This is a genomic window from Flavobacterium sp. N2820 (assembly GCF_025947285.1).
In the GTDB taxonomy this organism is placed as follows: domain Bacteria; phylum Bacteroidota; class Bacteroidia; order Flavobacteriales; family Flavobacteriaceae; genus Flavobacterium.
In genome coordinates this window covers 996224-1017399 of the sequence record NZ_CP110008.1, presented here as the reverse complement: position 1 = coordinate 1017399, position 21176 = coordinate 996224, and the positions used below count along the sequence as shown (strand labels likewise).

The window sequence follows — 21176 nt, the reverse complement described above, 5'->3', positions numbered from 1 at the left end:
TGAGGTTTAAGAATAACTATAAAAATTTGTAATATGAAAAAAATACTGCTCTCATTATTTTTAATTTTAGTATCAAACGGAATGTTTAGCCAATCCTATCTTGGTACAATTACGAAACAAGTTAATTTTAGAGAAGAACCAAGCGTTGATGACAACATTATTAGTTCATTAAAACCAAATACTCAAATTTTTATTGTTTCACTTGAAACAGAAAATGATTATTACAATGTAATTGACATTGCTACAGATAGAGAAGGATATGTACATAAGTCATATGTTAAAATTGGAAAAGTAGTTAATAAAAGTGATCAAAGTGTTTTTACTCCAAATGGAAAGTCATCTGATTACGATTCTGAAGTAAAAATATTTAATAATACAAGTAAAACACTTACTCTTAAAATGAATACTGAGGTATATCGTTTTGCGGCCTATGAAACAAAGAATATAAAATTAATACCTGGTGAATATGATTTTAGAGCTTCAGCTCCCGGAGTTATTCCTTACATTGGAACAGAGACATTAAATAGTAGTCAAGCTTATTCTTGGCAATTTTATATAAGAACTAGTTTGAGATAAAAATTTGAATGAAAGCATAATAATACTTTATAAATGGTTAGTAATTTACTTAATGATTTCATTATTTACATTAAACTCTATTTCAAAATAGCGTTACGTTTTCTATTGATTTTATTCAGAAAAGACAAACATCTCAAAGAACTTTATTTTGATAGTGATAATGAAGTCATTTTTGAAAATAGTTTATTAATAATTAATTATCGCTTTAAAAATGCCATCTACTATAAGATTAATAATAAAATTACTTTAGAAAATAAGATTAAGATTTTTAATGTTAAAAATATTGATTCAGAAATACCTTTTATTGTTTATGGTTGGTTTCAAAAGAAGCACTACGTAATAGAAGTTAGTCCAAACAAATCTTTAAATAACGAGTCTTTCAAAACTCAACTTTCAAACTTAAATATTTCATTAACAGTTGCAGATATTCCTAAACTAGTTAATAATCAAATAAATATCACAACAAAAAATGTACACATAGAAACTTCTAAAGTTTTTATTCCAAATAAGAAGGTACAGATTAAAACAAATTCATTCACTCAAAACGACTTTATATGACACGCGATTATTATCAATTACCTAAAGCTGGAAAAATAATGCAATTTCTGTGGAAATGTGCTGGAGGAGATAAATATTTGTTAGAACGAGCTACATACTCAGACCAAATTAAATATATGTGCTTAGGAGGTATTGTATTTGCCACAGGTGCAATGGCAGGACTAGCAGGAGGATATGCGTTTTATACTATTTTTTCTCCAAAGTCCTCTGATGTTATAAATAAAACTAAAACAATTGTAAACACAATTGATAATGTTTCAGTAGATACAACTACTATAATATTATCAATTGTTTTTGGTATTATTTGGGGATTGATAATTTTTAATATAGATAGATTTATAGTTACTAGTACAGGTAAAGGTGATGGTACGGAGGAAATTACTTGGTTAGAATTTAAAACTGCTATTCCCAGAATTTTGATGGGTATGATTATCGCTATTACTATTTCAAAACCAATTGAGATAAGAATGTTTCAAACGGAAATTAATTTAGCTGTTCAAAAAGAACAAGAAAAAGAAAAAAATTCGTTAATCGCACAAGCCAATACAAATTATGAGGCGAAAGTGAAGGAAATTAAAGTGAAGTTAGGACAGTTACAAACAACAATTGATGAAAAAAATAGACAAGTTGCGGATTTAAGAATTGAAATATCTAAAGAAATTACTGGAAAGAACAATAATGGAGATGGTTTTGGACCAAGAGCTAAAGAATTAGAAAGACAAGCAGTTTTATTAGAAACACAAATAGAAGCCTTAGAAAATACTCAAGAGTATAAGAACTCCTTGCAAGACAGAAGAAGTTATGAACTTCAAAAACAAAAAGATATTGCAATTGCCGAAAAGAAAGGAGCTTCGTTAGATGGGTTATTAATAAGAATTCAAAAAGCTCATGAAATTGCAGGCTTTTGGATTTCTCTTTTCATTACTTTACTTTTTATGGCAATTGAGTTAACCCCAATATTTTTTAAATTAATGTTAACTAAAACAACCTATGATTATTTAGCAGAAAATAGAGATGAGTTAATTAAAGCAGATTATGGTATTGAAGTGCAATATGATAAATATAAAGACAAAGAAGGAGTAGAAAGACACCTTGTTATTAATCATGAAGCTGAAAAATTAATATATGAAAAAATAAAAGTTACAGAAATCCAAAAAGAATTAACTGATTATGCTGTTCAAAAATATAAAGAACGTGAAATGAAAAAAATCGATGAAAATTTAGATAATTATATTTCAACCATAAATAATGGAGAAAAGAATTCATAAAAAGTTTTTTCGCTTTCTATTAACTTGTTCAGGTGAAGATATGCTAATACTTGAAAAGTGTAATCAACGTATTCGAGACAGATTTGCGTTTCTTGGCTTTTTTGTGTTACTTATTTTCATTGGTTGCTTTTTTAGTGCATCATTTTTTGTGTATTCCATGTTTGATGGTGCTTTCTGGATAAGTTTACCAGTTGGAATCATTTGGGGATTTATTGTAGTAAATCTATATTTATTGTTATTGCATACTATATCACCTCCAATTATTCCTTTAAGTACAAAAAATAAGAAATCAAAAACTATTTCTTTTAATTTTTTTAATCTTTCAATGTTATTACGTATTGGGTTTATGATGTTATTAGCTATAATTATTGCCCAACCACTGAATGTTTTTTTGTTATCCAAAAGTGTACAAGATGATATTGCAAAGCATAAAGTCATTGAAAGGGTAAAAATGTTTTCACTCACTAACAAAGGATTGATAAAAAATGAATTACAAGCCTTAAATGAATTTAAAAGTAAAGTATTGTTTTTTTCAAATCCAAGTGAAGAACATGATTTAAAAAGTAAAATAGCTATTATCGAATCTAAAGTTATAAGTGATAGCTTATTTTTGAAAGAATCATTGTTTAAAATTAGAAGAATTAATCAATTAGATGAACAATTATTTTTAAATAATAAAGAACAGCAAGAAAAAGAATTATTAATTAATGACATAGAGATTAATTTAAACAATGAACTAACTTCAGATAATCAATTTATTGCAAATATTTCAATAAGTTATATTTCAAATAGTTACTATAAAATGTTTAATGCATTTGTCTCTAATTTTAAAAATATCCTTATTGAAAAAAACGAAAATTATCAAAATTTAAATTCAATTCTTGATAAAAGTAATTTTTATGTTAAAACGATTCAATTATTATTAATTAAAAATCCTTTTTCATGGATTTTAACAATACTAGTTTGTTCTATTTTTTTAATTCCAATCTATACAAAATACAAAGTAAGAGATTTATGTGCTAGGTTATTTAATATTGAAAGGAATAATTCAGATTTTATTAAATTAAGAGAACAACTTATTCAAACCACTAATTTTAGTTGGTTATCAAGTACCATTTTAAAAAGTAAAATTCAGGATTATAATACTTCGGATTATTATTTTCATAGAATGCTAATTGAACATAAAATCATTTTAGATGAATATGAAATAATAAAACAAAAGTTTTCGATTATTCTTTCAGAAAGAATTAAAGAATACAATAAAGAATCGTTAAAGCGAATATTACCCTTATTGGAGAAATTAAAAGATATTAATCCACAGAAATACAAAATATTAGTAGAAGATATTTATAAAGAATACTCTTTAGCTCATGTAGAAAAATTTGAATATTGGTTGGATTCTCCATTTAGAACAATTAGACCTTCAATCAATGTCGTTAAAAATAATGAAAAAGAGTTTTTAGATTTCATTTATAATTTAGAAGAATAACCAACAATGGAAAATACAATTGAAAATATTTTGAATATTGAGTCTTTTGTTGGTGAAGACGGAAAAAACTATGTAAAGATAACTATAGAGATTCTTACTCCAAGAAAAACCTATTTAAAAGGAACTATCTCTGGAAAATATAGAGGAACTCGATTAGTTGGTTATTCTAGTTATGAAGATTTATTTGATTTCGAAATATATGAAGCTGAAGTAAATTGTAAGTCAAAAGATGATGTAAGGAAAAATAACTCGTTTGAATTTCCAAATGATTTTAAAGGAATAAATGTTGATTCAATTTCTGGAAATGTTTTCCCAAAAGACAAATTGCCATCGACGTTACCTGTACAAATGTTTTCTGATGGTGAAAGATTTGGGATTAATTTGTTAGAGCCAAAGCTTTATGAATTTGAAATAATTCGAAAATTACATCAAACTGAAGGTGATGAAGTATTTGGTTCTTTTAATGCTTATGTAACTGGGTATGTTTTTGACTATGAAAGTGAAATAGTAGAGGAAATTAAAGAGCAATTAAATAATGGAAGAGATGAAGACGAAGATGAGAATAATGATTTAATAACGGATAATAAAGTTTGCGAATCAAGTAAAGTTACAACAGGTAGAACCAACAGAAAAGGAGATTATATTAGTACAGAGTACCGTTGTAAGCACCATGATGATACCATTTGGAGTGACTATATTTATAAACCGATAAATTCACCTCCAATTGGAGACGGTTGCTTTTCAAGTATTTTTAGTGTTTTATTGGTAATAATTGGACTCTTTTTATTGATTAAATTTTTTCCAGGACTTTTATATTTAATAGGCTTCTTCATTTTAATTGCTCTAATTTCTTTTTTAGGACCAGTCCTTAGATGGATTTTTAGGATTTTAGGTCCGTTATTATTAATTACATTTATAGGTTCATTAATTTACAACTTTAGCAATAGTGCAGGAGGTAGAAATTTTTCTCCAATACCATCAAGTACAGATGTTCCAAGGGAAACAATACCTATAGTAGAACCATTACCAGTTATAGATAATGATACAGATAATTTGAACCCAACTGATTCTACGCTAGTAGTTCAGGAAACGAATGACAGTATAATAACTCGATATAGACAATGGAAAGATTATAGAGGAAAAGTTTATGAAGGAACCTATCAAATTAAATTGAGTGACTATAGAAAAGCTTCGTTTTTTAAAAACAATTTGGGCTTAAATGACCAAAACATAAGAAGTTATGATCAGATAATACATAATTTAAAAGAGTATGATAAATCTAAATTAAATAGCTTGTATATCATGTTTGATAGTATTCAAAAATCAAATCAATTGAATACAAGACAATTTGCTGAAATGGTTGTAACCTTTGTTCAAGACATACGTTATGCTTTAGTTTTATCCAACGGATGTGACCCATCTTTATACAACGACCGTTTTACAAGAACATACCTTTTAAATAATGAAGGTTTTTGTGATGGAAATCAGCGATTTGGAATTAATACTCCAGTTGAATTTATGACTAATTTAAAAGGGGATTGCGATACTAGAACACTTTTGCTTTATACCATTTTGTCACACTACAACTATGATGTAGCTGTAATGAGTAGTGAGTTTTACGGTCATTCCATTTTAGGTATTAACTTGCCCTATAATGGTTTATCCTATAATTATAAGAATCAAAAATATATTTTGTGGGAAACTACAGCTTTGGGTGCAAAACCTGGAATAATTTCGAATGACATTTCAAATACTAATTATTGGAGAATATCCTTAAAATCTAAATAATATGAATAAACAGAGTCTTTTTTTTACTTTTCTTGTAGCAATAGTAACTTTACTTATTGCATTGAATTTAATTTCTATTTTAGCAAAAAAGAGAAATATTAATACAACTAATTTAAGTTTAAATACTAGTTCGGTTTTATGGTATTTATCTATTTTGTTACCTTTCTTCTTGATGCTTAAAGTCTCTTTAGAAATGATTGAAAATTCAATTGAAGTACTTATATATTCTGCTACAACTGAAAATACATTTTTAGCAGTTATGGAAAAAATACTTATCTACGTTGGTTTGTCATTTGTATTTTCTGCTATTGTTTTTTTAATTACAGAAAAATTAGTCATTTTCTCTTTTGGTAAACGACAAGATTCTATTGAATTGGGAAATAATAATTATTCTTATTTCATTTTTAAATTAAGTTTATCAACATTACTAGTTTATTGTCTTTTGTCTGTTTATGAGCATTTTTTAAGATGGTTTTTACCTGTAGTTGAAACCCCTTTTTATCATTAAATTTCATATTTATGAAAAAATATTTATTTATTGTTACATTAACAGTATTTCTCTCATGCAAAGAAAATTCAGAAAATTCAGAAAATTATAAATTTGATGAATCTGCTATAGTTGTTGATTCATCTTTTCAGGAAGAAGATGGTTCTATGTATATTGATTCTGCTGCAGTTCCAGCTTTTGAAGATGATAATTATGCAGGAAGCGAATCATTAAGTAGAGATTACACTTCAAGTTATTATATTTCAACATCTTATAGATAATTCAATGCAAACAGCTATTAAACTAATCCTAACCATTCTCCTTTTCGGTTGTCTCATCGATTTTCCTTACGGTTATTATCAATTCGTTCGTTTTGCTGCGTTGGTAGGTTTTGGTTATTTGGCTTATTGTTCAAATCAACAAGAGTATAAAAATGAAGCATTTATTTATCTTGTTTTAGCCATTTTATTTCAACCTTTTATTAAAATTGCATTAGGGAGAACTATTTGGAATATAGTGGATGTAGTTGTTGGAATTGGATTAATAGTTTCATTATTTTTATCGAAACATACTAACAAATGAAAAAACTCATTTTTTTATTTTTTTTTACTTCGACTACACTTTTCTCCCAAGTCAAACTCCTTTCTTGGAATGTAGAAAATTTAGGGAGTTCAAAATCAGAAGAGGATATTTCTTTTATTGTAAACACCATCAACGCGTATGATGTAGTGGCGTTACAAGAAATTGTTGCTGGTGATGGTGGTGCGCAAGCTGTAGCTAAATTAGTCGATGAACTCAATAGGAAAGGTTCAAAATGGGATTATGCCATAAGTGACCCAACCAGTAGTAGTACCTACAAAACGGAACGGTATGCTTTTTTATGGAAAACAAATAAAGTTAAAAAGAAAGGTGAGGCTTGGTTGGAGAAAAAATACCATTTAGAAATCGATAGAGAGCCTTATTATTGTACGTTTGAATACCAAAATAAGCCCTTTACAGTCGTTAATTTTCATGCTATAACGAAGAGTAAACAACCTGAAACAGAAATCAAATATTTTAAGTTTTTGCCTGCTCAATATCCAACATTGAATTTGCTTTTCGTAGGTGATTTTAATTGTCCACAATCGCACACGGTTTTTAATCCTTTGAAGAAAATGGGGTATGCATCGGTTTTTGTAAATCAAAAAACCACTTTAAAAAGAGAATGCTTTAACGATGAGTGTCTGGCTTCTGAATTTGATACTATTTGGTATAATACTTCAAAAATCATGTTTGTCAATGCTAAAGTAATTCATTTTTATAAATCTTTTGAAAACTTAAATGAAGCTAGACAAATTTCAGATCATATTCCCATTTTTTTTGAATTTAATGTCAAAGAATAAGTAGTTCATCAATTCAATTACAAAACGTTTTTTCCTCAAAATAAAATTTATATCCATTCCAAACCCCATCCGCGAGTTATTCCTCTACCATTTCTCTTTTTGGAATTGTAAAATAGACTGTTGTTCCCGAATTGATTACCGAGTTGATCCAAATTGTTCCGCCCCAAGATTCTACATTTTTTTTAGATAACGCTAGTCCAATTCCTGTACCGTCGTACTCGTTTTTGTTGTGTAGCCTTTGAAAAATGATGAATACTTTCTCGTAGTATTGTTTCTGTATCCCAATGCCGTTGTCTTTGATAGAAAGGGTCCAATGTTCGTTATCTTCTTTCATGCTGATTTTTATAACTGGTGCGCAATCGTTTTTCGAATATTTTATGGCATTATCAATTAGGCAGTGCATGGTTTGAATCAAAGGAACTTTGTAGGCCATCAATTCAGGCAATTCACCCGTTTGAATGGTCACCTTTTTTTCACAGATGATTTTACTTCTTAGTAGTTTGTAGTCGTCTAAAATATCATTTAAATCAATTTCTTCTAGGGTTTTATTTGTTATACCCGCTCTGGAATATTCTAATAAATCCAGAATAATTTGCCTCATTCGAATGGCACCATCGGTTGCAAAGTGAATGTATTGCTTGGCTTTGTGGTCTAATTGGCTTTCGTATTTTTGTTTTAAAAGGTCTAGAAAACTTGTCACCATTCGCAATGGCTCTTGTAAGTCATGTGAGGCTATAAACGCAAATTGTTCTAACAACTCGTTGGTTGCTTCGAGTTCTTGGGTGTGTTTTTTTAACGATTCGTTTAGTTTCAGAAATTCGGTTTCATGTTTTTTTCGTTCCGAAATATCGGTCATGGCACCAACAATACGGGTCGCTTTTCCTTTTTTGTTTCTGATGATGAGTCCTTTGTCGACTACAAAACCAATTTTTCTGTTTTCCTTAATGATGCGGTATTCCATTTCCCAACGCGAAATAGTAGGGTCTTGAATTGCTTCTTCTAAACTTTGCTGAATCAACGGGAAATCTTCTGCATGAAATTTGTCTCTCCATTCACTGTCTTCAGGGAGTGATGCATTGGTATTCTTATCGAAGAAATTTTCAATGCCGTGGCTTCTAAAAAAGGTACCATTTTCAATATCCCAATCCCAAATTACATCATTAGTGGCTTGGGTTGCTTTTTCAAAGCGCTCGTTTGCTTTTAAAATTTCTTCTTCAGCTTGTTTTTTGTGTGTAATGTCTCTAAAAAATACCGTAATACCTTCTTCAGACGGATAGGCGTTTACCTCTAACCAAATGCCATCACAACAATCTTCAAATGTCACAGATTGCTCTAATTCAACCGTATTTAGTATGTGCGTATACGCAATACTTTCGGTTAAATTTGGAAAGACTTCCCACAGGTTTTTGCCCACTAATTCCGCTCTATTCATGCCTGAAATGACTTCAGCCGTTCTATTCCAGTAGGAAACCATAAAGTTTTTGTTCATGGTAAAAAACGCATCGGTAATACTTTCAATGATGTTGTTTTTTTCTTGATAGGCTTTTTCTAATTGTGCGGCAGTTTTTTTGCGTTCGTCAATATCTTTGAAATAGACCGAAATTCCACTGTGAGAGGGGAAGGTGTTTATTTCATACCAACGTCCAGCGGCTGGAAAATAATATTCAAATGATTCTGGGATTCCGCTTTGGTTGACGCGATGGTATACTTCTTCCAACGGCTTTTTTTTGATGGTAGAAAAGACTTCCCATATGTTTTTCCCCAGCACATCATCCAGTTTCTTTAAAAATAAATTTTCGGCTTCTTTATTAAAATAAGTAAACCTCCAGTTTTGATCTACAGCATAAAAAGCATCGGAAATACTACCCAAAATTTCTTCCAGTTGTAGTTGTACAAGTTTAAAAGGATGAATGTCTTGAAAACTACCAAAAATTCGGACACAATTTCCATCAACAAATTCAGATTGCCCAATGACTCTAACCCAACGCTCATTGTTTTTCATGGTTTTGATTACGGCTTCAAAACTAAAAGGTGTTCCATCAGTAGCACAACGTTTTGCAGACTCGGTAATCATTTCACGAAAATCTTCGCGGTAAAAATTAATGGTAGTTTCTAAATCGGGTATGAATGTTGTAGGATCAGTTTCATGCAGGTCGTGCACTAAATCCGTCCATAAGAGTTTATTTTCGAATAAGTCGATTTCCCAACTTCCAATTTTAGCCAAAGAAGAAGTTTGCATTTGCAATTCACTTAATTTTTTTTCTTTGGTAATATTTTTGGCCGAAGCGTAAATATGGCCTTCCTGCGATTCTGAATTACAAGTCCAACTCAGCCAAATAATTTCGCCTTTTTTAGTGATGTATCTGTTTTCAAATTTAAAAACGGTTTCACCTTTTTTGAGTTTCGTAATTTCATTGGTAGAAATTTCTTGGTCTTCGGGATGCACAAACTCATGAAACGAATGGTATAGGATTTCTTTTTTAGAATATCCTAATAAATCGCAACCTGCTTTATTTATTTTGAGGAATCGGCCTCGAAAGTCGGTGATACAAATAATATCAGGAATGGCTTGAAACAGATGTTTGAGGTTGGTTTCAAGTGATTTCCGATTGATTTCTGACCCAATAAAAGTTTCCAATTCGCGGAAGATATTCAAATAATTGCGCAATTGATTTACGTTTTTGGAAGAGCCAAAAACAAGTACGCCAACGATTATTTCTTTGAATACTAATGGAATGCCAATGATGGAATTGATTCCAGCATTTATAGCGGCCTCTTTGCGAATGAAAACGGTATCACTATTGTTGAGGTCAATAATTACAGACTGTTTTAATTGCCAAATAGTACCAATAAATCCTTCCCCAAAACGTAAACTATTATGGGTTTCGGACTGGATGTAAAATTCTGTTCCTGCACGAGAGTTGTTGCTATAGCTGTGTAATTGAATGGAAGTATTTTCTAGATTTGGAGACCATACTTCTACAAAATCAAACGCTCCAAAATGCGCAAATGTTTCACACAATCGTTGGGTCGCATTCTTGAGTTTTTTTTCCTCGTTAAAAATTTGACTAATTTGATGTAGTAAATTTTGTTCTAATTCACGGTTCTTTTTTTCGGTTACATCTCTTTGTATGGCCACCCAGTGGGTGTATACTCCTTTTTCGTTGACCACAGGATTAACCATGAAGTTATTCCAAAATTCTTCCCCGTTTTTTTTGTAGTTTATGATGGTAATTTCACAAGATTCCCATTTTTGTAATGATTCGCTTAGTCTTGAAAGTTCATTCTTGTCAGAATTGGGACCGTGCAGAAAATGAGGGGTTTTTCCAATTACTTCTGCTGCTGTGTAGCCTGTCATTTTAGTGAAAGCCTCATTGACATATAAAATTTTTGGTCCAGATTCATCATGAGATTCGGCTTCTGTAATTACAACAGAGTCTTTTGTGTTGAGGATTACACTTTCAAGCAATTTTAACCGATTTTGCTCTTCAATTTTCTCTGTAATATCTCTAGAATTAGCAACAATACCTTTTATAGAAGGATGGTGTAGCATATTCGTTAAGATGGTTTTGATCCATCGCCAATCTCCTAAACTGTTTTGAAAACGAAAAGGGGGTACTTTAATGCGGTGTTCAGTGGTAATGCGTTCCAAACTTTTGCTCACTTTTTCCGCATCGTCGGGATGAATAAATTCAAACGGACTTTTGCCTATAAGTTCTTCGGCATTAATTCCTAAAACGGTAAGGGATGAAGGACTAACATACGAATAGTTTCCATTGTCATCTAATATAGCAATAAGGTCTAATCCTTCTTGAACTAAGGATTTAAACCTGCTTTCACTTTCGATAAGCAATTGTTCCATTTCCCTTTTTTCAGTTGCGTCTCGGGCAACGGCATACATTATTCTGGTACTATTGTCATAATGGGCAGACCAGATGTTATGAGTAATTTCCCCATTTTTAGTTACATAACGGTTTTCGAAGGCTGTTACATCTTTGCCCAAAATAATTTGGTTTGCGGCATGATTTGTTTTTTCAACATCTTCATGAAATACAAGCTCTAAGTATGGTCTTCCTTCGAGTTCTTCAGGGGTATATCCCCAATGTTTAAATGAAGCGGCACTTACTCTTATAAATTTGCCGTTTTCATCAATAGAACAGATCACATCCAATGAGGTGTCTAAAAGGTTTTTGGCCTCTTGAAGCATGTTTTGTTTTTGAATGTTTAGAATGTGTTCTTGGCAAACCAGCATTACGCATTTTTTACCCTTATAATCAATGATATGTCCATTGATTTGTATGGGAAAACGAGCGCCGTTCTTTTTTTTATGGATAAAAACACCAAAATCGATATTGGTTACAAGACTCGTTAGTTTTTTATCAATAACAAATTGCTCCTTTGCATCTTCAACATAAAACAGGTCGTTGAATGTGCGTTCAAGAAAAACTTCTTTGGCATATTTGTAGTACTCAATTGCAGCTTGGTTGCAATCGTAGATTTTTAAGGTTTCAACATCACAGATTAATGTAGGTACTGGGTTGATTTCAAATAGGCCATTGTCATTATAAGAGGGGACTTTCTTATTCATTTCTTTTTTTAAAACAACCCATTTTTTCTCTACAACATCAAAAAAATAGTCGTTTCGTGTTTTTGGTTGATTATGTAAAATTTTTAATTTTTCACAAGGCTATAGTATCATCCACAATAAAAAAAATGTGAATAACTTCGCGCTGAAAATAAATTTTGTAGGGAGCCTCAAAATTATGTATAATATTAGTGTATGACAAGTATTTTACTGCGTAAATTTTACTTTTTTGTTATATAAATAGTAGTTGAAAGTGCTTATGATTGTTTGTTTTTTTAACATTTTAAAGCCGTTTTTTTTTAAATTTTACAAATACATCATGCTATTTTGATTTTTTTTTAAGCGTGTTTTTGAATTGTAAAATGGACTAGTTTACATCAAAGTATTTGCAATGCTTTCGGCTACAAAATAAGGTTCGTTTTCAAGGGTTTAACATAAATTAGTTTTGCGTAAAAGTGTCATTATTGTACATAAATTATTATATTTGTTAATCTAACGATTTTAAGAAACTCTAATTTGAGTATCTATTTTTACATTGCTCTAATCAAAATTTTTACTTATCGTAGTATTTGTTTACTATTCTAAAATAAAAGAGGATGGATTATTAAATCCATCCTCTTTTTTGGCCTACTTTTTTGTGTGTAGTTTACTAGTTATTTGAATTATAAATTAAATTTCAAAATAAATTCATGGGTTCCGTTTGCTCTTCCTTTCAAGTCGCTCTGCAAGTCGCTTTCATAGGCATAACCTAGCGTTAATCTTTTATTGGCCACGATTGAGAACATTCCAGTAACTACTTTACTTGTTCTATAAGCAACGCCAATACTCGCTGTTTTGTCATAGTTAAAAGCAGCAGTAATGTCTGCATTAAAAGGGGCTCCATTTACATATCGCAACATGAACGATGGTGTAAATTCAAATTTATCAGAAAGACTATAATCCATTCCAGAACTAAGATAGAAATGAGGACTATCGGTTGCTGTTGAGGCAAATCCGTCTTTTTCGTCCGCACGTTCTGTATTTAAGATTCTTGGACTCGATAATGATACATAAAAGTCTTCGTGTTTTAAATAAAAACCTAAGCCTACATTTGGATTAAAATTATTGATTGCTTCTAAAGCTGGATCAGCAACAACATTATACGTTTGTAATCCAGAGGTATTTACATCATAAAAATTACCACCTACTTTTAGTCCCATATACAATTTATAGGCTGCATTTAGGTCTAACTTATAGGAGAAGTCAACCCCTAAAAACGTTTGTTTTTCAATGAATGTTTTATCGTGTACCATAGAGATACCCAATCCAAGTGATTTGCCCAGTGGTGTTCCAAATGAAACGGCTTGTGTTTCAGGTGCATCTTTAATACCAGCCCATTGTTTTCTGAATGAGCTGGTAATTTGTGTTTCATCTTCAGCACCTGCAAATGCTGGATTTACAAGATTCATATGACTTCGGTAAAAACTAAACAAACTTTCTTGTTGTGCGTTAGCGGTAAAAGTTCCTACCAAGAGTAATGTTACTGTAATTATAACTATTTTTTTCATGTAATTTTTATTTTTTAGCGTGTAATATAAATCCAACCATCGTGATCTACCGTTCCATTACCATCTAAATCAATTTGATAGTAGTAAGATGCAGCTTCAGGTGTTTCATTCCCTTTGAAACTTCCATTCCAATTGTTTTGATAATTTTTAGCTTTAAATAGCTCATCACCCCAACGGTTGTATACGCGTACTACTGAATTTGGATGATTTTGAATATTGATGATTACCCACGTATCATTGATGCCATCTCCATTTGGAGTGAAGGCTTGTGATACATTTATTTCTACAACATCACAAACATCACCAATACCGTCATTATCAATATCTTCTTGACCATCATTGTAAGTAAACGGACAGTTATCGACTTCATCTAAGAATCCGTCATTGTCATCATCTGCATCACAAATATCACCTATACCATCAAGGTCATTATCTTCTTGATTCGGATTGGCTACTGTTGTACAATTATCATTAACGTCTAAAATTCCGTCGTTATCATCGTCTTCATCACAATTATTTTTAATACCATCTCCATCAGTATCCACAAAATTGTTAACGATAGTCACGGTTGCATTTGCAGAAGCACTATTTCCATATATATCCGTTACAGTAACCGTAACTGTAGTAACTCCTTCATTTGAACAATCAAATATGCTTTGAGAAATAGTTATGGTGTCGATTGTACAGTTGTCTGTTGAACCATTATCTAACATGCTTGGAGTTACTGTTGTAGTACCCGTTGCATCTAAAGTAATCGTAATATTTTGTGTGACTACGATAGGAGCAGTTACATCAGTTACCACCACATTTTGTGAAGCTGTAGCAGTATTTCCTAAACCATCTATAACCGTCCAAGTAACAACTGTTGTTCCAATAGGGAATACAGAAGGAGCATTTGAACTGAAAGAAGCCACTAAACAATTGTCAGAAACAGTTGGCGTACCTAATACAACACCCGTTGCAGTACATCCTGCATTTGTTGTTATTGCAACATCTGCAGGTGCAATTATAACAGGATTCGTAACATCTAAAACAGTTCCAATAACGAATGATTGAGTAGTTGAACAACTATTTGCATCAACAACTGTAACTGTATACGTTCCAGCTGATAAACCAGAAGCAGTAGCATTTGAACCACCAGAAGGAGCCCATGCATAAGTATAAGTACCAGTTCCTCCAGTAACTGCAACTGTAGCAGTTCCATCACTTGCACCAGCACAAGAAACATCAGCTTGACTTCCAATAGAAGCTACTAAGGCAGTAGGTTCAGTAATTGTAAATGATTGTGTTAATGCACAACTATTAGCATCTAAAATAGTTACAGTATAGATTCCCGCAGATAAACCAGTAGCAGTAGCATTTGTACCACCAGCAGGTGCCCAAGAATAAGTATAAGCGCCAGTTCCACCTGTAACGGTAACTGTTGCACTTCCGTTTGAACCTCCGTTACATGAGACATTCGTTTGAGAAGTTGTACTTGCTAAAGCAGTAGGCTCAGTTATTGTAACGGTTCTAGTTATTTGACAAGCATTTGCATCAATAATCGTAACAATATAAGTACCTGCAGTTAAGCCAGAAGCTGTAGCATTTGTGCCACCCGAAGGCGCCCAAGAATAGGTGTAAGCAGCTGTACCTCCTGAAACAACAACACTAGCTGTTCCATTTGATCCGCCATTACATGATACATTTGTTTGTGAAGTTGTAGCTGTTAGTGCGCTTGGTTGGGTAACTGTGAAGTTAACACTAGCGGTACAGCCGTTCGCATCGGTAACGGTACACGTCCAAGTTCCTGCTGTTAAACCAGTAACAGATGAAGTTCCGTCTCCAGTTGGTGTGCCTGGTGTCCAATCGTATGTATAACCACCGGCACCTCCGGTAGCTGTATTTACAGCCGCAGCGCCATTAGAACCGCCATTACAAGCAATATTCGTTTGTGAAGCAGGCGTTAAACCTAAAGCAGTTGGTTGAGTAACTGTGAAGTTAACACTAGCGGTACAGCCGTTCGCATCGGTAACGGTACACGTCCAAGTTCCAGCTGTTAAGCCAGTAACAGATGGCGTTCCGTCTCCAATAGGATTTCCTGGTGTCCAATCGTATGTATAACCACCGGCACCTCCCGTTGCAATATTTACAGAAGCAGCCCCATTAGAACCAGCGTTACAAGCAATATTCGTTTGTGAAGCAGGGGTTAAACCTAAAGCAGTTGGTTGAGTAACTGTGAAGTTAACACTAGCGATACAACCGTTAGCATCCGTAACTGTACACGTCCATGTCCCAGCTGTTAAACCTGTAACAGATGGCGTTCCGTCTCCAGTTGGTGTGCCTGGTGTCCAATCGTATGTATAACCACCGGCACCTCCGGTAGCAGTATTTACAGCCGCAGCGCCATTAGAACCGCCATTACAAGCAATATTCGTTTGCGAAGCAGGTGTTAGAGTTAAAGCAGTTGGTTGAGTAACTGTGAAGTTAACACTAGCGATACAACCGTTAGCATCCGTAACTGTACACGTCCATGTCCCAGCTGTTAAGCCAGTAACCGAAGGAGTTCCGTCTCCAGTTGGTGTGCCTGGTGTCCAATCGTATGTATAACCACCGGCACCTCCGGTAGCTGTATTTACAGCCGCAGCGCCATTAGAACCGCCATTACAAGCAATATTCGTTTGCGAAGCAGGGGTTAAACCTAAAGCAGTTGGTTGAGTAACTGTGAAGTTAACACTAGCAGTACAACCGTTAGCATCGGTAACGGTACACGTCCATGTCCCAGCTGTTAAACCAGTAACAGATGAAGTTCCGTCTCCAGTTGGTGTGCCTGGCGTCCAATCGTATGTATAACCACCGGCACCTCCGGTAGCTGTATTTACAGCCGCAGCGCCATTAGAACCGCCATTACAAGCAATATTAGTTTGCGAAGCAGGTGTTAAACCTAAAGCAGTTGGTTGAGTAACTGTGAAGTTAACAGTAGCGACACATGAATTAGCATCCGTAACGGTACACGTCCAAGTTCCTGCTGTTAAGCCCGTAACAGATGGCGTTCCGTCTCCAGTAGGATTTCCAGGTGTCCAATCGTATGTATAACCACCGGCACCTCCCGTAGCTGTATTTACAGTAGCAGCCCCATTAGAACCGCCGTTACAAGCAACATTGGTTTGTGAAGCAGGGGTTAAACTTAAAGCAGTTGGTTGCGTAACCGTAAAGTTAACAGTAGCGACACATGAATTAGCATCCGTAACGGTACACGTCCAAGTCCCTGCAGTTAAACCTGTAACAGAAGGCGTTCCGTCTCCAGTAGGATTTCCAGGTGTCCAATTATAAGTATAACCACCAGCACCTCCTGTAGCTGTATTAACAGTCGCGGCCCCATTAGAACCGCCGTTACAAGCAATATTCGTTTGCGAAGCAGGTGTTAGAGTTAAAGCAGTTGGTTGAGTCACCGTAAAGTTAACAGTAGCGACACAAGAATTAGCATCGGTAACGGTACACGTCCATGTCCCAGCTGATAAGCCCGTAACAGAAGGCGTTCCGTCTCCAGTAGGATTTCCTGGTGTCCAATTATATGTATAGCCACCGGCACCTCCCGTAGCTGTATTTACAGATGCAGCGCCATTAGAACCGCCATTACAAGCAATATTTGTTTGTGAAGCAGGGGTTAAACTTAAAGCAGTTGGTTGAGTAACCGTAAAGTTAACAGTAGCGACACAAGAATTAGCATCGGTAACGGTACACGTCCATGTCCCAGCTGATAAGCCCGTAACAGAAGGCGTTCCGTCTCCAGTAGGATTTCCTGGCGTCCAATTATAAGTATACCCACCGGCACCTCCCGTAGCTGTATTTACAGTAGCAGCCCCATTAGAACCGCCATTGCAGGCAACATTGGTTTGCGAAGCAGGGGTTAAACCTAAAGCCGTTGGTTGCGTAACCGTAAAGTTAACAGTAGCGACACAAGAATTAGCATCGGTAACGGTACATGTCCATGTCCCAGCTGTTAAACCTGTTATTGTAGTTGTTCCGTCTCCAGTAGGATTTCCAGGTGTCCAATTATAAGTATAACCACCGGCACCTCCCGAAGCAGGATTTACAGTAGCTGTACCATTAGAACCGCCATTACAAGAAATGTTGGTTTGCGAAGCAGGGGTTAATGCTAAAACTGTTGGTTGTGTAACCGTAAAATTGACACTTCTAGTACACGCATTTGCATCGGTAACCGTACACGTCCATGTTCCAGCTGATAAGCCCGTAACAGATGGTGTTCCGTCTCCAGTAGGATTTCCAGGCGTCCAATTATAAGTATACCCACCGGCACCTCCCGACGCAGGATTTACTGCCGCTGCACCACTGGCTCCGCCAAAACAAGCAATATTCGTTTGTGAAGCAGGGGTTAGTGCTAAAGCTGTTGGTTGTGTAACCGTAAAATTGACACTTCTAGTACATGCATTTGCATCGGTAACCGTACACGTCCATGTTCCAGCTGATAAGCCCGTAACAGATGGTGTTCCGTCTCCAGTAGGATTTCCAGGCGTCCAATTATAAGTATAGCCTCCAGCACCTCCCGACGCAGGATTTACTGCCGCTGCACCACTGGCTCCGCCAAAACAAGCAATATTCGTTTGAGAGGCTTGTGTTAATGAAATAGCTGTTGGTTGCGTAATAGTCACATTTCTAGTAATACTTGTAGAGGTATTGTCTGTTATTGTACAAGTATATGTTCCAGCTGAAAGGCCAGTAGCCGTAGCGCCAGTTCCTCCTGAAGGAGACCAACTGTAACTATAAGGTGCAGTACCACCTGAAGCGTTAACACTAGCTGTTCCATTTGATCCGCCATTACATGATACATTTGTTTGTGATGTTGTCGCTGTTAAAGCCGATGCAGTAGGACCAACAATGATATTATCGATAGCATAATGAAGAATTGCTTGAAAAGTTATCGATACAGAGGTTACAGTTACACCACTTCCGCCTGGCGAAATTGCAATCGACGAAGAAGTGTAATTATTCCATGCCGTACCAGCGGTCATAGCAGTCATATCTTGATATTGATAAGCACCTGCTGTTAAAGTATACCATGGTGGTAATGTGTAAAAAGCAGAATAGGAGTTCATACTTTGGTGGTTGACCCAAAGGCCATAAAATTGAAAGGGTTGGCCATCCACTCTTTGTAATGAGAAAGAATCACCGCCAGCACCTTCTTTTCTTAGGCAATTGCTGTTGGATACACCACCACTTCCTTGATTGGTAAAACCACCATTTCCTCCAGAAGTTAATCGATAAGCAACCCCACCAATCGTAATGTCAGCTTGGGTAATCCAAGTACCTGTATTGGTCAAAGTTGCTGGAGTGGTAAAATCGTAAGTGGTTTGAGAAAAACCGAGGAGGGAACATAGCATTACTATTAAGAATGCTATTTTTTTTAATTTAAATAATTTTGTTTTCATACGTTTTGATTTAATTGTTTTTTAAAGGGCTACTTTAGAAAACTAAATCAGAAAACATAAAATTTACTAATCTGAAATGTTAAATACATACTATAATTGGTTTTAGTTATTTCTAATAAAAGAACAAAAACAACCCAATCAACAATAGTATACTATTGCTAATTAAAAATTAGTATTGTATTATTTAATTTCTTTGGGGGGATTGAAGAAAAAAAAATTTAAATTTTTTATTGAGAGGGTTTATTTATTTTATATAGTTTTATTTTTTAATTTATTATAATTCTAGAAACAGTTCAATTTATTTTCCTTTTTTGATTAAAAAAGAGCGGTTTAACATCTGTTAAATATTAACAAAGGTAAATATTATATTTTTAATTTTAAGCGAATTATATTACATTTTTAAAAAATAGCCGTATGTTATTTTAAATATAAGGTATTAAATAGTATGTTATACGTATATTTTATTCAGTTTAATAGTTTTAAACACTAAAAAAATAAGTTTATACTTACGATAAATTTAACCATTTGATAACTTAAATGTTGCTATTCAGGTAGTTGTTTTTTTGCTTTATGGTATTTTTACATTTTTTTTCGGTTTTATTTAGCATTTAGCTGTGTAGAGAACACCAAAAAGTTACAAAACGGAATGGGCTGATTATACTATCAAAATTTATAGTTTTTTCTAGTCTCAAAAGTTGTTTATCTTTGGTTTATAGTGTCAACATATTTAACGAAGTTCATTAACCAATGCCACAAAAAATATATCAAATAGACGCATTTACTGACGTTGTTTTTTCAGGAAACCCAGCTGCGGTTTGTCCGCTTGAGAATTGGTTGAGTGATGCTCTTTTGCAAAAGATTGCTTTAGAAAATAATCTTGCCGAAACGGCTTTTTATGTCCGTCACCATCACCATATTGAAATTCGATGGTTTACGCCTACAATTGAGGTTGATCTTTGTGGTCATGCTACTTTAGCTGCTGCTTATGTGTTGTTTAATTACGAAGGTTTTTTAGGAAATACGATTACTTTTCATTCGCCAAGAAGCGGTACTTTGATGGTAACTCAAAACAACACATTGTTAACTTTAAATTTTCCAACAGATGTTTTACAAGCTACAATTGTTACCCAATCTTTAACGAGTTGTTTTGATTTGAAACCGCAATTTGTGTTTAAAGGCAAATCGGATTACTTATTTGTTTATGATACTGAGGCTAGTATTTTGAAGATTCAACCCAATTTGAATGCGATTTCAAAACTTGATGCACGTGGTGTAATTGTTACCGCTAAAGGAACAAATGTTGATTTTGTTTCGCGCTTTTTTGCTCCTCAAATTGGTATAAATGAGGACCCTGTAACTGGCTCGGCGCATACTACATTAACGCCTTATTGGGCAAAAATACTGCATAAAAGTGAACTTTCTGCTCAACAGCTTTCATCACGAGGTGGTTTTTTACAGTGCAAATTAGTAAACAATACTGTTGAAATTAGTGGAAATGCCAAATTATATTTGATTGGAAATCTATTTTTAGAATAATTTGAAATAGATTATTGTTAGTAGTATAACTTTTCAAATTTTCAATTATATTTGACTTTTCACATAATTTAATCAAGCATCATGAAGAACATAATTTTATTAGCGTTGGTAGTTCTTAGTTTAACTTCTTTCAATACAAAAGATAGCGCCTCATTCAATATTGTGGGACGTTGGAAGGGAATCGATAATAAAGAAATAGGGTATGTAGTTTTTCAAGCTGATGGTTATGCTTATTTTGAAATGAATGGGAAAAAAATGGGAGGGAAGAGTTTTACTGAGAATGGTAAAAAAGCCAGTATGAAATATAAGTTTGATGATTCAGAGCGTCTTATGAAAATAGATATTATTGTTCAAATTGTTGGAGAAAAGACCAGTAATTCTTTATTAGGTATTGGGGAAAAAATTGATGACAATAGTTTTAAAATGCAAATGAGCTATGATAATGTAAGACCAAAAGCATTTGATAAAAAGGAAACAATTGTTTTTAAACGTCAATAAAGCGTATAAATTGGTGTGAATAGTTGAAAATTG

The 21176-nt window shown here is 33.7% G+C and carries 14 protein-coding genes; 11 read left to right on the top strand and 3 right to left on the bottom strand.

The genetic code is table 11. The annotated features are described in order from the left end of the window. The first annotated feature begins 33 nt into the window (after nt 1-33). From OLM52_RS04735 to OLM52_RS04695, 9 genes are read left to right on the top strand one after another with little or no spacing between them, the layout of a single operon-like run. Complete coding sequence (locus OLM52_RS04735) at nt 34-576, top strand: SH3 domain-containing protein (RefSeq protein ID WP_264549995.1); 543 nt, start codon at nt 34-36, stop codon at nt 574-576. A gap of 33 nt (nt 577-609) precedes the next feature. Then, a complete protein-coding gene (locus OLM52_RS04730; protein ID WP_264549994.1) occupies nt 610-1134 on the top strand; it encodes a hypothetical protein in 525 nt (174 codons plus the stop codon). Continuing rightward, nucleotides 1131-2402 (top strand): DUF4407 domain-containing protein, encoded by a 1272-nt coding sequence (locus OLM52_RS04725; RefSeq protein WP_264549993.1) that lies wholly within the window; start codon nt 1131-1133, stop codon nt 2400-2402. Before OLM52_RS04730 ends, OLM52_RS04725 begins: the two co-directional genes overlap by 4 nt. Then, entirely contained in the window at nt 2383-3891 is a 1509-nt protein-coding gene (locus OLM52_RS04720; RefSeq protein WP_264549992.1) for a DUF4407 domain-containing protein, read from the top strand. The genes OLM52_RS04725 and OLM52_RS04720 overlap by 20 nt, the downstream gene beginning before the upstream one ends. Nucleotides 3892-3897: 6 nt before the next feature. After that, a complete protein-coding gene (locus OLM52_RS04715; RefSeq protein ID WP_264549991.1) occupies nt 3898-5679 on the top strand; it encodes a hypothetical protein in 1782 nt (593 codons plus the stop codon). 1 nt (nt 5680) lies between these two features. Continuing rightward, the gene (locus OLM52_RS04710) at nt 5681-6187 is read left to right on the top strand and encodes a hypothetical protein (RefSeq protein ID WP_264549990.1); all 507 of its coding nucleotides are present in this window, start codon (nt 5681-5683) and stop codon (nt 6185-6187) included. A gap of 11 nt (nt 6188-6198) precedes the next feature. Beyond that, a complete protein-coding gene (locus tag OLM52_RS04705; RefSeq protein WP_264549989.1) occupies nt 6199-6447 on the top strand; it encodes a hypothetical protein in 249 nt (82 codons plus the stop codon). A gap of 4 nt (nt 6448-6451) precedes the next feature. Continuing rightward, nucleotides 6452-6748 (top strand): DUF6804 family protein, encoded by a 297-nt coding sequence (locus OLM52_RS04700; protein WP_264549988.1) that lies wholly within the window; start codon nt 6452-6454, stop codon nt 6746-6748. Then, nucleotides 6745-7548, top strand: a complete 804-nt coding sequence (locus OLM52_RS04695) for an endonuclease/exonuclease/phosphatase family protein (RefSeq protein WP_264549987.1) — start codon at nt 6745-6747, stop codon at nt 7546-7548. The genes OLM52_RS04700 and OLM52_RS04695 overlap by 4 nt, the downstream gene beginning before the upstream one ends. 76 nt (nt 7549-7624) lie before the next feature. On the opposite strand, the gene OLM52_RS04690 is transcribed toward OLM52_RS04695, so the two are convergent. From OLM52_RS04690 to OLM52_RS04680, 3 genes are all read right to left on the bottom strand, one after another. Further along, nucleotides 7625-12136: a PAS domain S-box protein gene (locus OLM52_RS04690; protein WP_264549986.1), complete on the bottom strand. Its 4512-nt coding sequence runs from the start codon at nt 12134-12136 to the stop codon at nt 7625-7627. A 659-nt stretch (nt 12137-12795) separates the two neighbouring features. Then, nucleotides 12796-13680, bottom strand: a complete 885-nt coding sequence (locus OLM52_RS04685; protein ID WP_264549985.1) for a type IX secretion system membrane protein PorP/SprF — start codon at nt 13678-13680, stop codon at nt 12796-12798. Nucleotides 13681-13694: 14 nt separating this feature from the next. Further along, a complete protein-coding gene (locus OLM52_RS04680; RefSeq protein ID WP_264549984.1) occupies nt 13695-19109 on the bottom strand; it encodes a gliding motility-associated C-terminal domain-containing protein in 5415 nt (1804 codons plus the stop codon). 747 nt (nt 19110-19856) lie between these two features. On the opposite strand from OLM52_RS04680, the gene OLM52_RS04675 reads away from it, so the two are divergent. Further along, nucleotides 19857-20645: a PhzF family phenazine biosynthesis protein gene (locus OLM52_RS04675; protein WP_264549983.1), complete on the top strand. Its 789-nt coding sequence runs from the start codon at nt 19857-19859 to the stop codon at nt 20643-20645. A gap of 81 nt (nt 20646-20726) precedes the next feature. Further along, nucleotides 20727-21143 carry a hypothetical protein gene (locus OLM52_RS04670; protein ID WP_264549982.1) on the top strand — a complete coding sequence of 139 codons (417 nt, stop codon included), beginning with the start codon at nt 20727-20729 and terminating at the stop codon, nt 21141-21143. Nucleotides 21144-21176 lie beyond the last annotated feature (33 nt).

What these genes read in the sequence shown, in the direction of transcription:
- OLM52_RS04690 (WP_264549986.1), bottom strand. Translation starts at nt 12,136, where the DNA reads ATGAATAAGAAAGTCCCCTCTTATAATGACAATGGCCTATTTGAAATC.
- OLM52_RS04725 (WP_264549993.1), top strand. Translation starts at nt 1,131, where the DNA reads ATGACACGCGATTATTATCAATTACCTAAAGCTGGAAAAATAATGCAA.
- OLM52_RS04680 (WP_264549984.1), bottom strand. Translation starts at nt 19,109, where the DNA reads ATGAAAACAAAATTATTTAAATTAAAAAAAATAGCATTCTTAATAGTA.
- OLM52_RS04675 (WP_264549983.1), top strand. Translation starts at nt 19,857, where the DNA reads ATGCCACAAAAAATATATCAAATAGACGCATTTACTGACGTTGTTTTT.
- OLM52_RS04730 (WP_264549994.1), top strand. Translation starts at nt 610, where the DNA reads ATGGTTAGTAATTTACTTAATGATTTCATTATTTACATTAAACTCTAT.
- OLM52_RS04715 (WP_264549991.1), top strand. Translation starts at nt 3,898, where the DNA reads ATGGAAAATACAATTGAAAATATTTTGAATATTGAGTCTTTTGTTGGT.
- OLM52_RS04710 (WP_264549990.1), top strand. Translation starts at nt 5,681, where the DNA reads ATGAATAAACAGAGTCTTTTTTTTACTTTTCTTGTAGCAATAGTAACT.
- OLM52_RS04695 (WP_264549987.1), top strand. Translation starts at nt 6,745, where the DNA reads ATGAAAAAACTCATTTTTTTATTTTTTTTTACTTCGACTACACTTTTC.
- OLM52_RS04670 (WP_264549982.1), top strand. Translation starts at nt 20,727, where the DNA reads ATGAAGAACATAATTTTATTAGCGTTGGTAGTTCTTAGTTTAACTTCT.
- OLM52_RS04700 (WP_264549988.1), top strand. Translation starts at nt 6,452, where the DNA reads ATGCAAACAGCTATTAAACTAATCCTAACCATTCTCCTTTTCGGTTGT.
- OLM52_RS04735 (WP_264549995.1), top strand. Translation starts at nt 34, where the DNA reads ATGAAAAAAATACTGCTCTCATTATTTTTAATTTTAGTATCAAACGGA.
- OLM52_RS04705 (WP_264549989.1), top strand. Translation starts at nt 6,199, where the DNA reads ATGAAAAAATATTTATTTATTGTTACATTAACAGTATTTCTCTCATGC.
- OLM52_RS04685 (WP_264549985.1), bottom strand. Translation starts at nt 13,680, where the DNA reads ATGAAAAAAATAGTTATAATTACAGTAACATTACTCTTGGTAGGAACT.
- OLM52_RS04720 (WP_264549992.1), top strand. Translation starts at nt 2,383, where the DNA reads ATGGAGAAAAGAATTCATAAAAAGTTTTTTCGCTTTCTATTAACTTGT.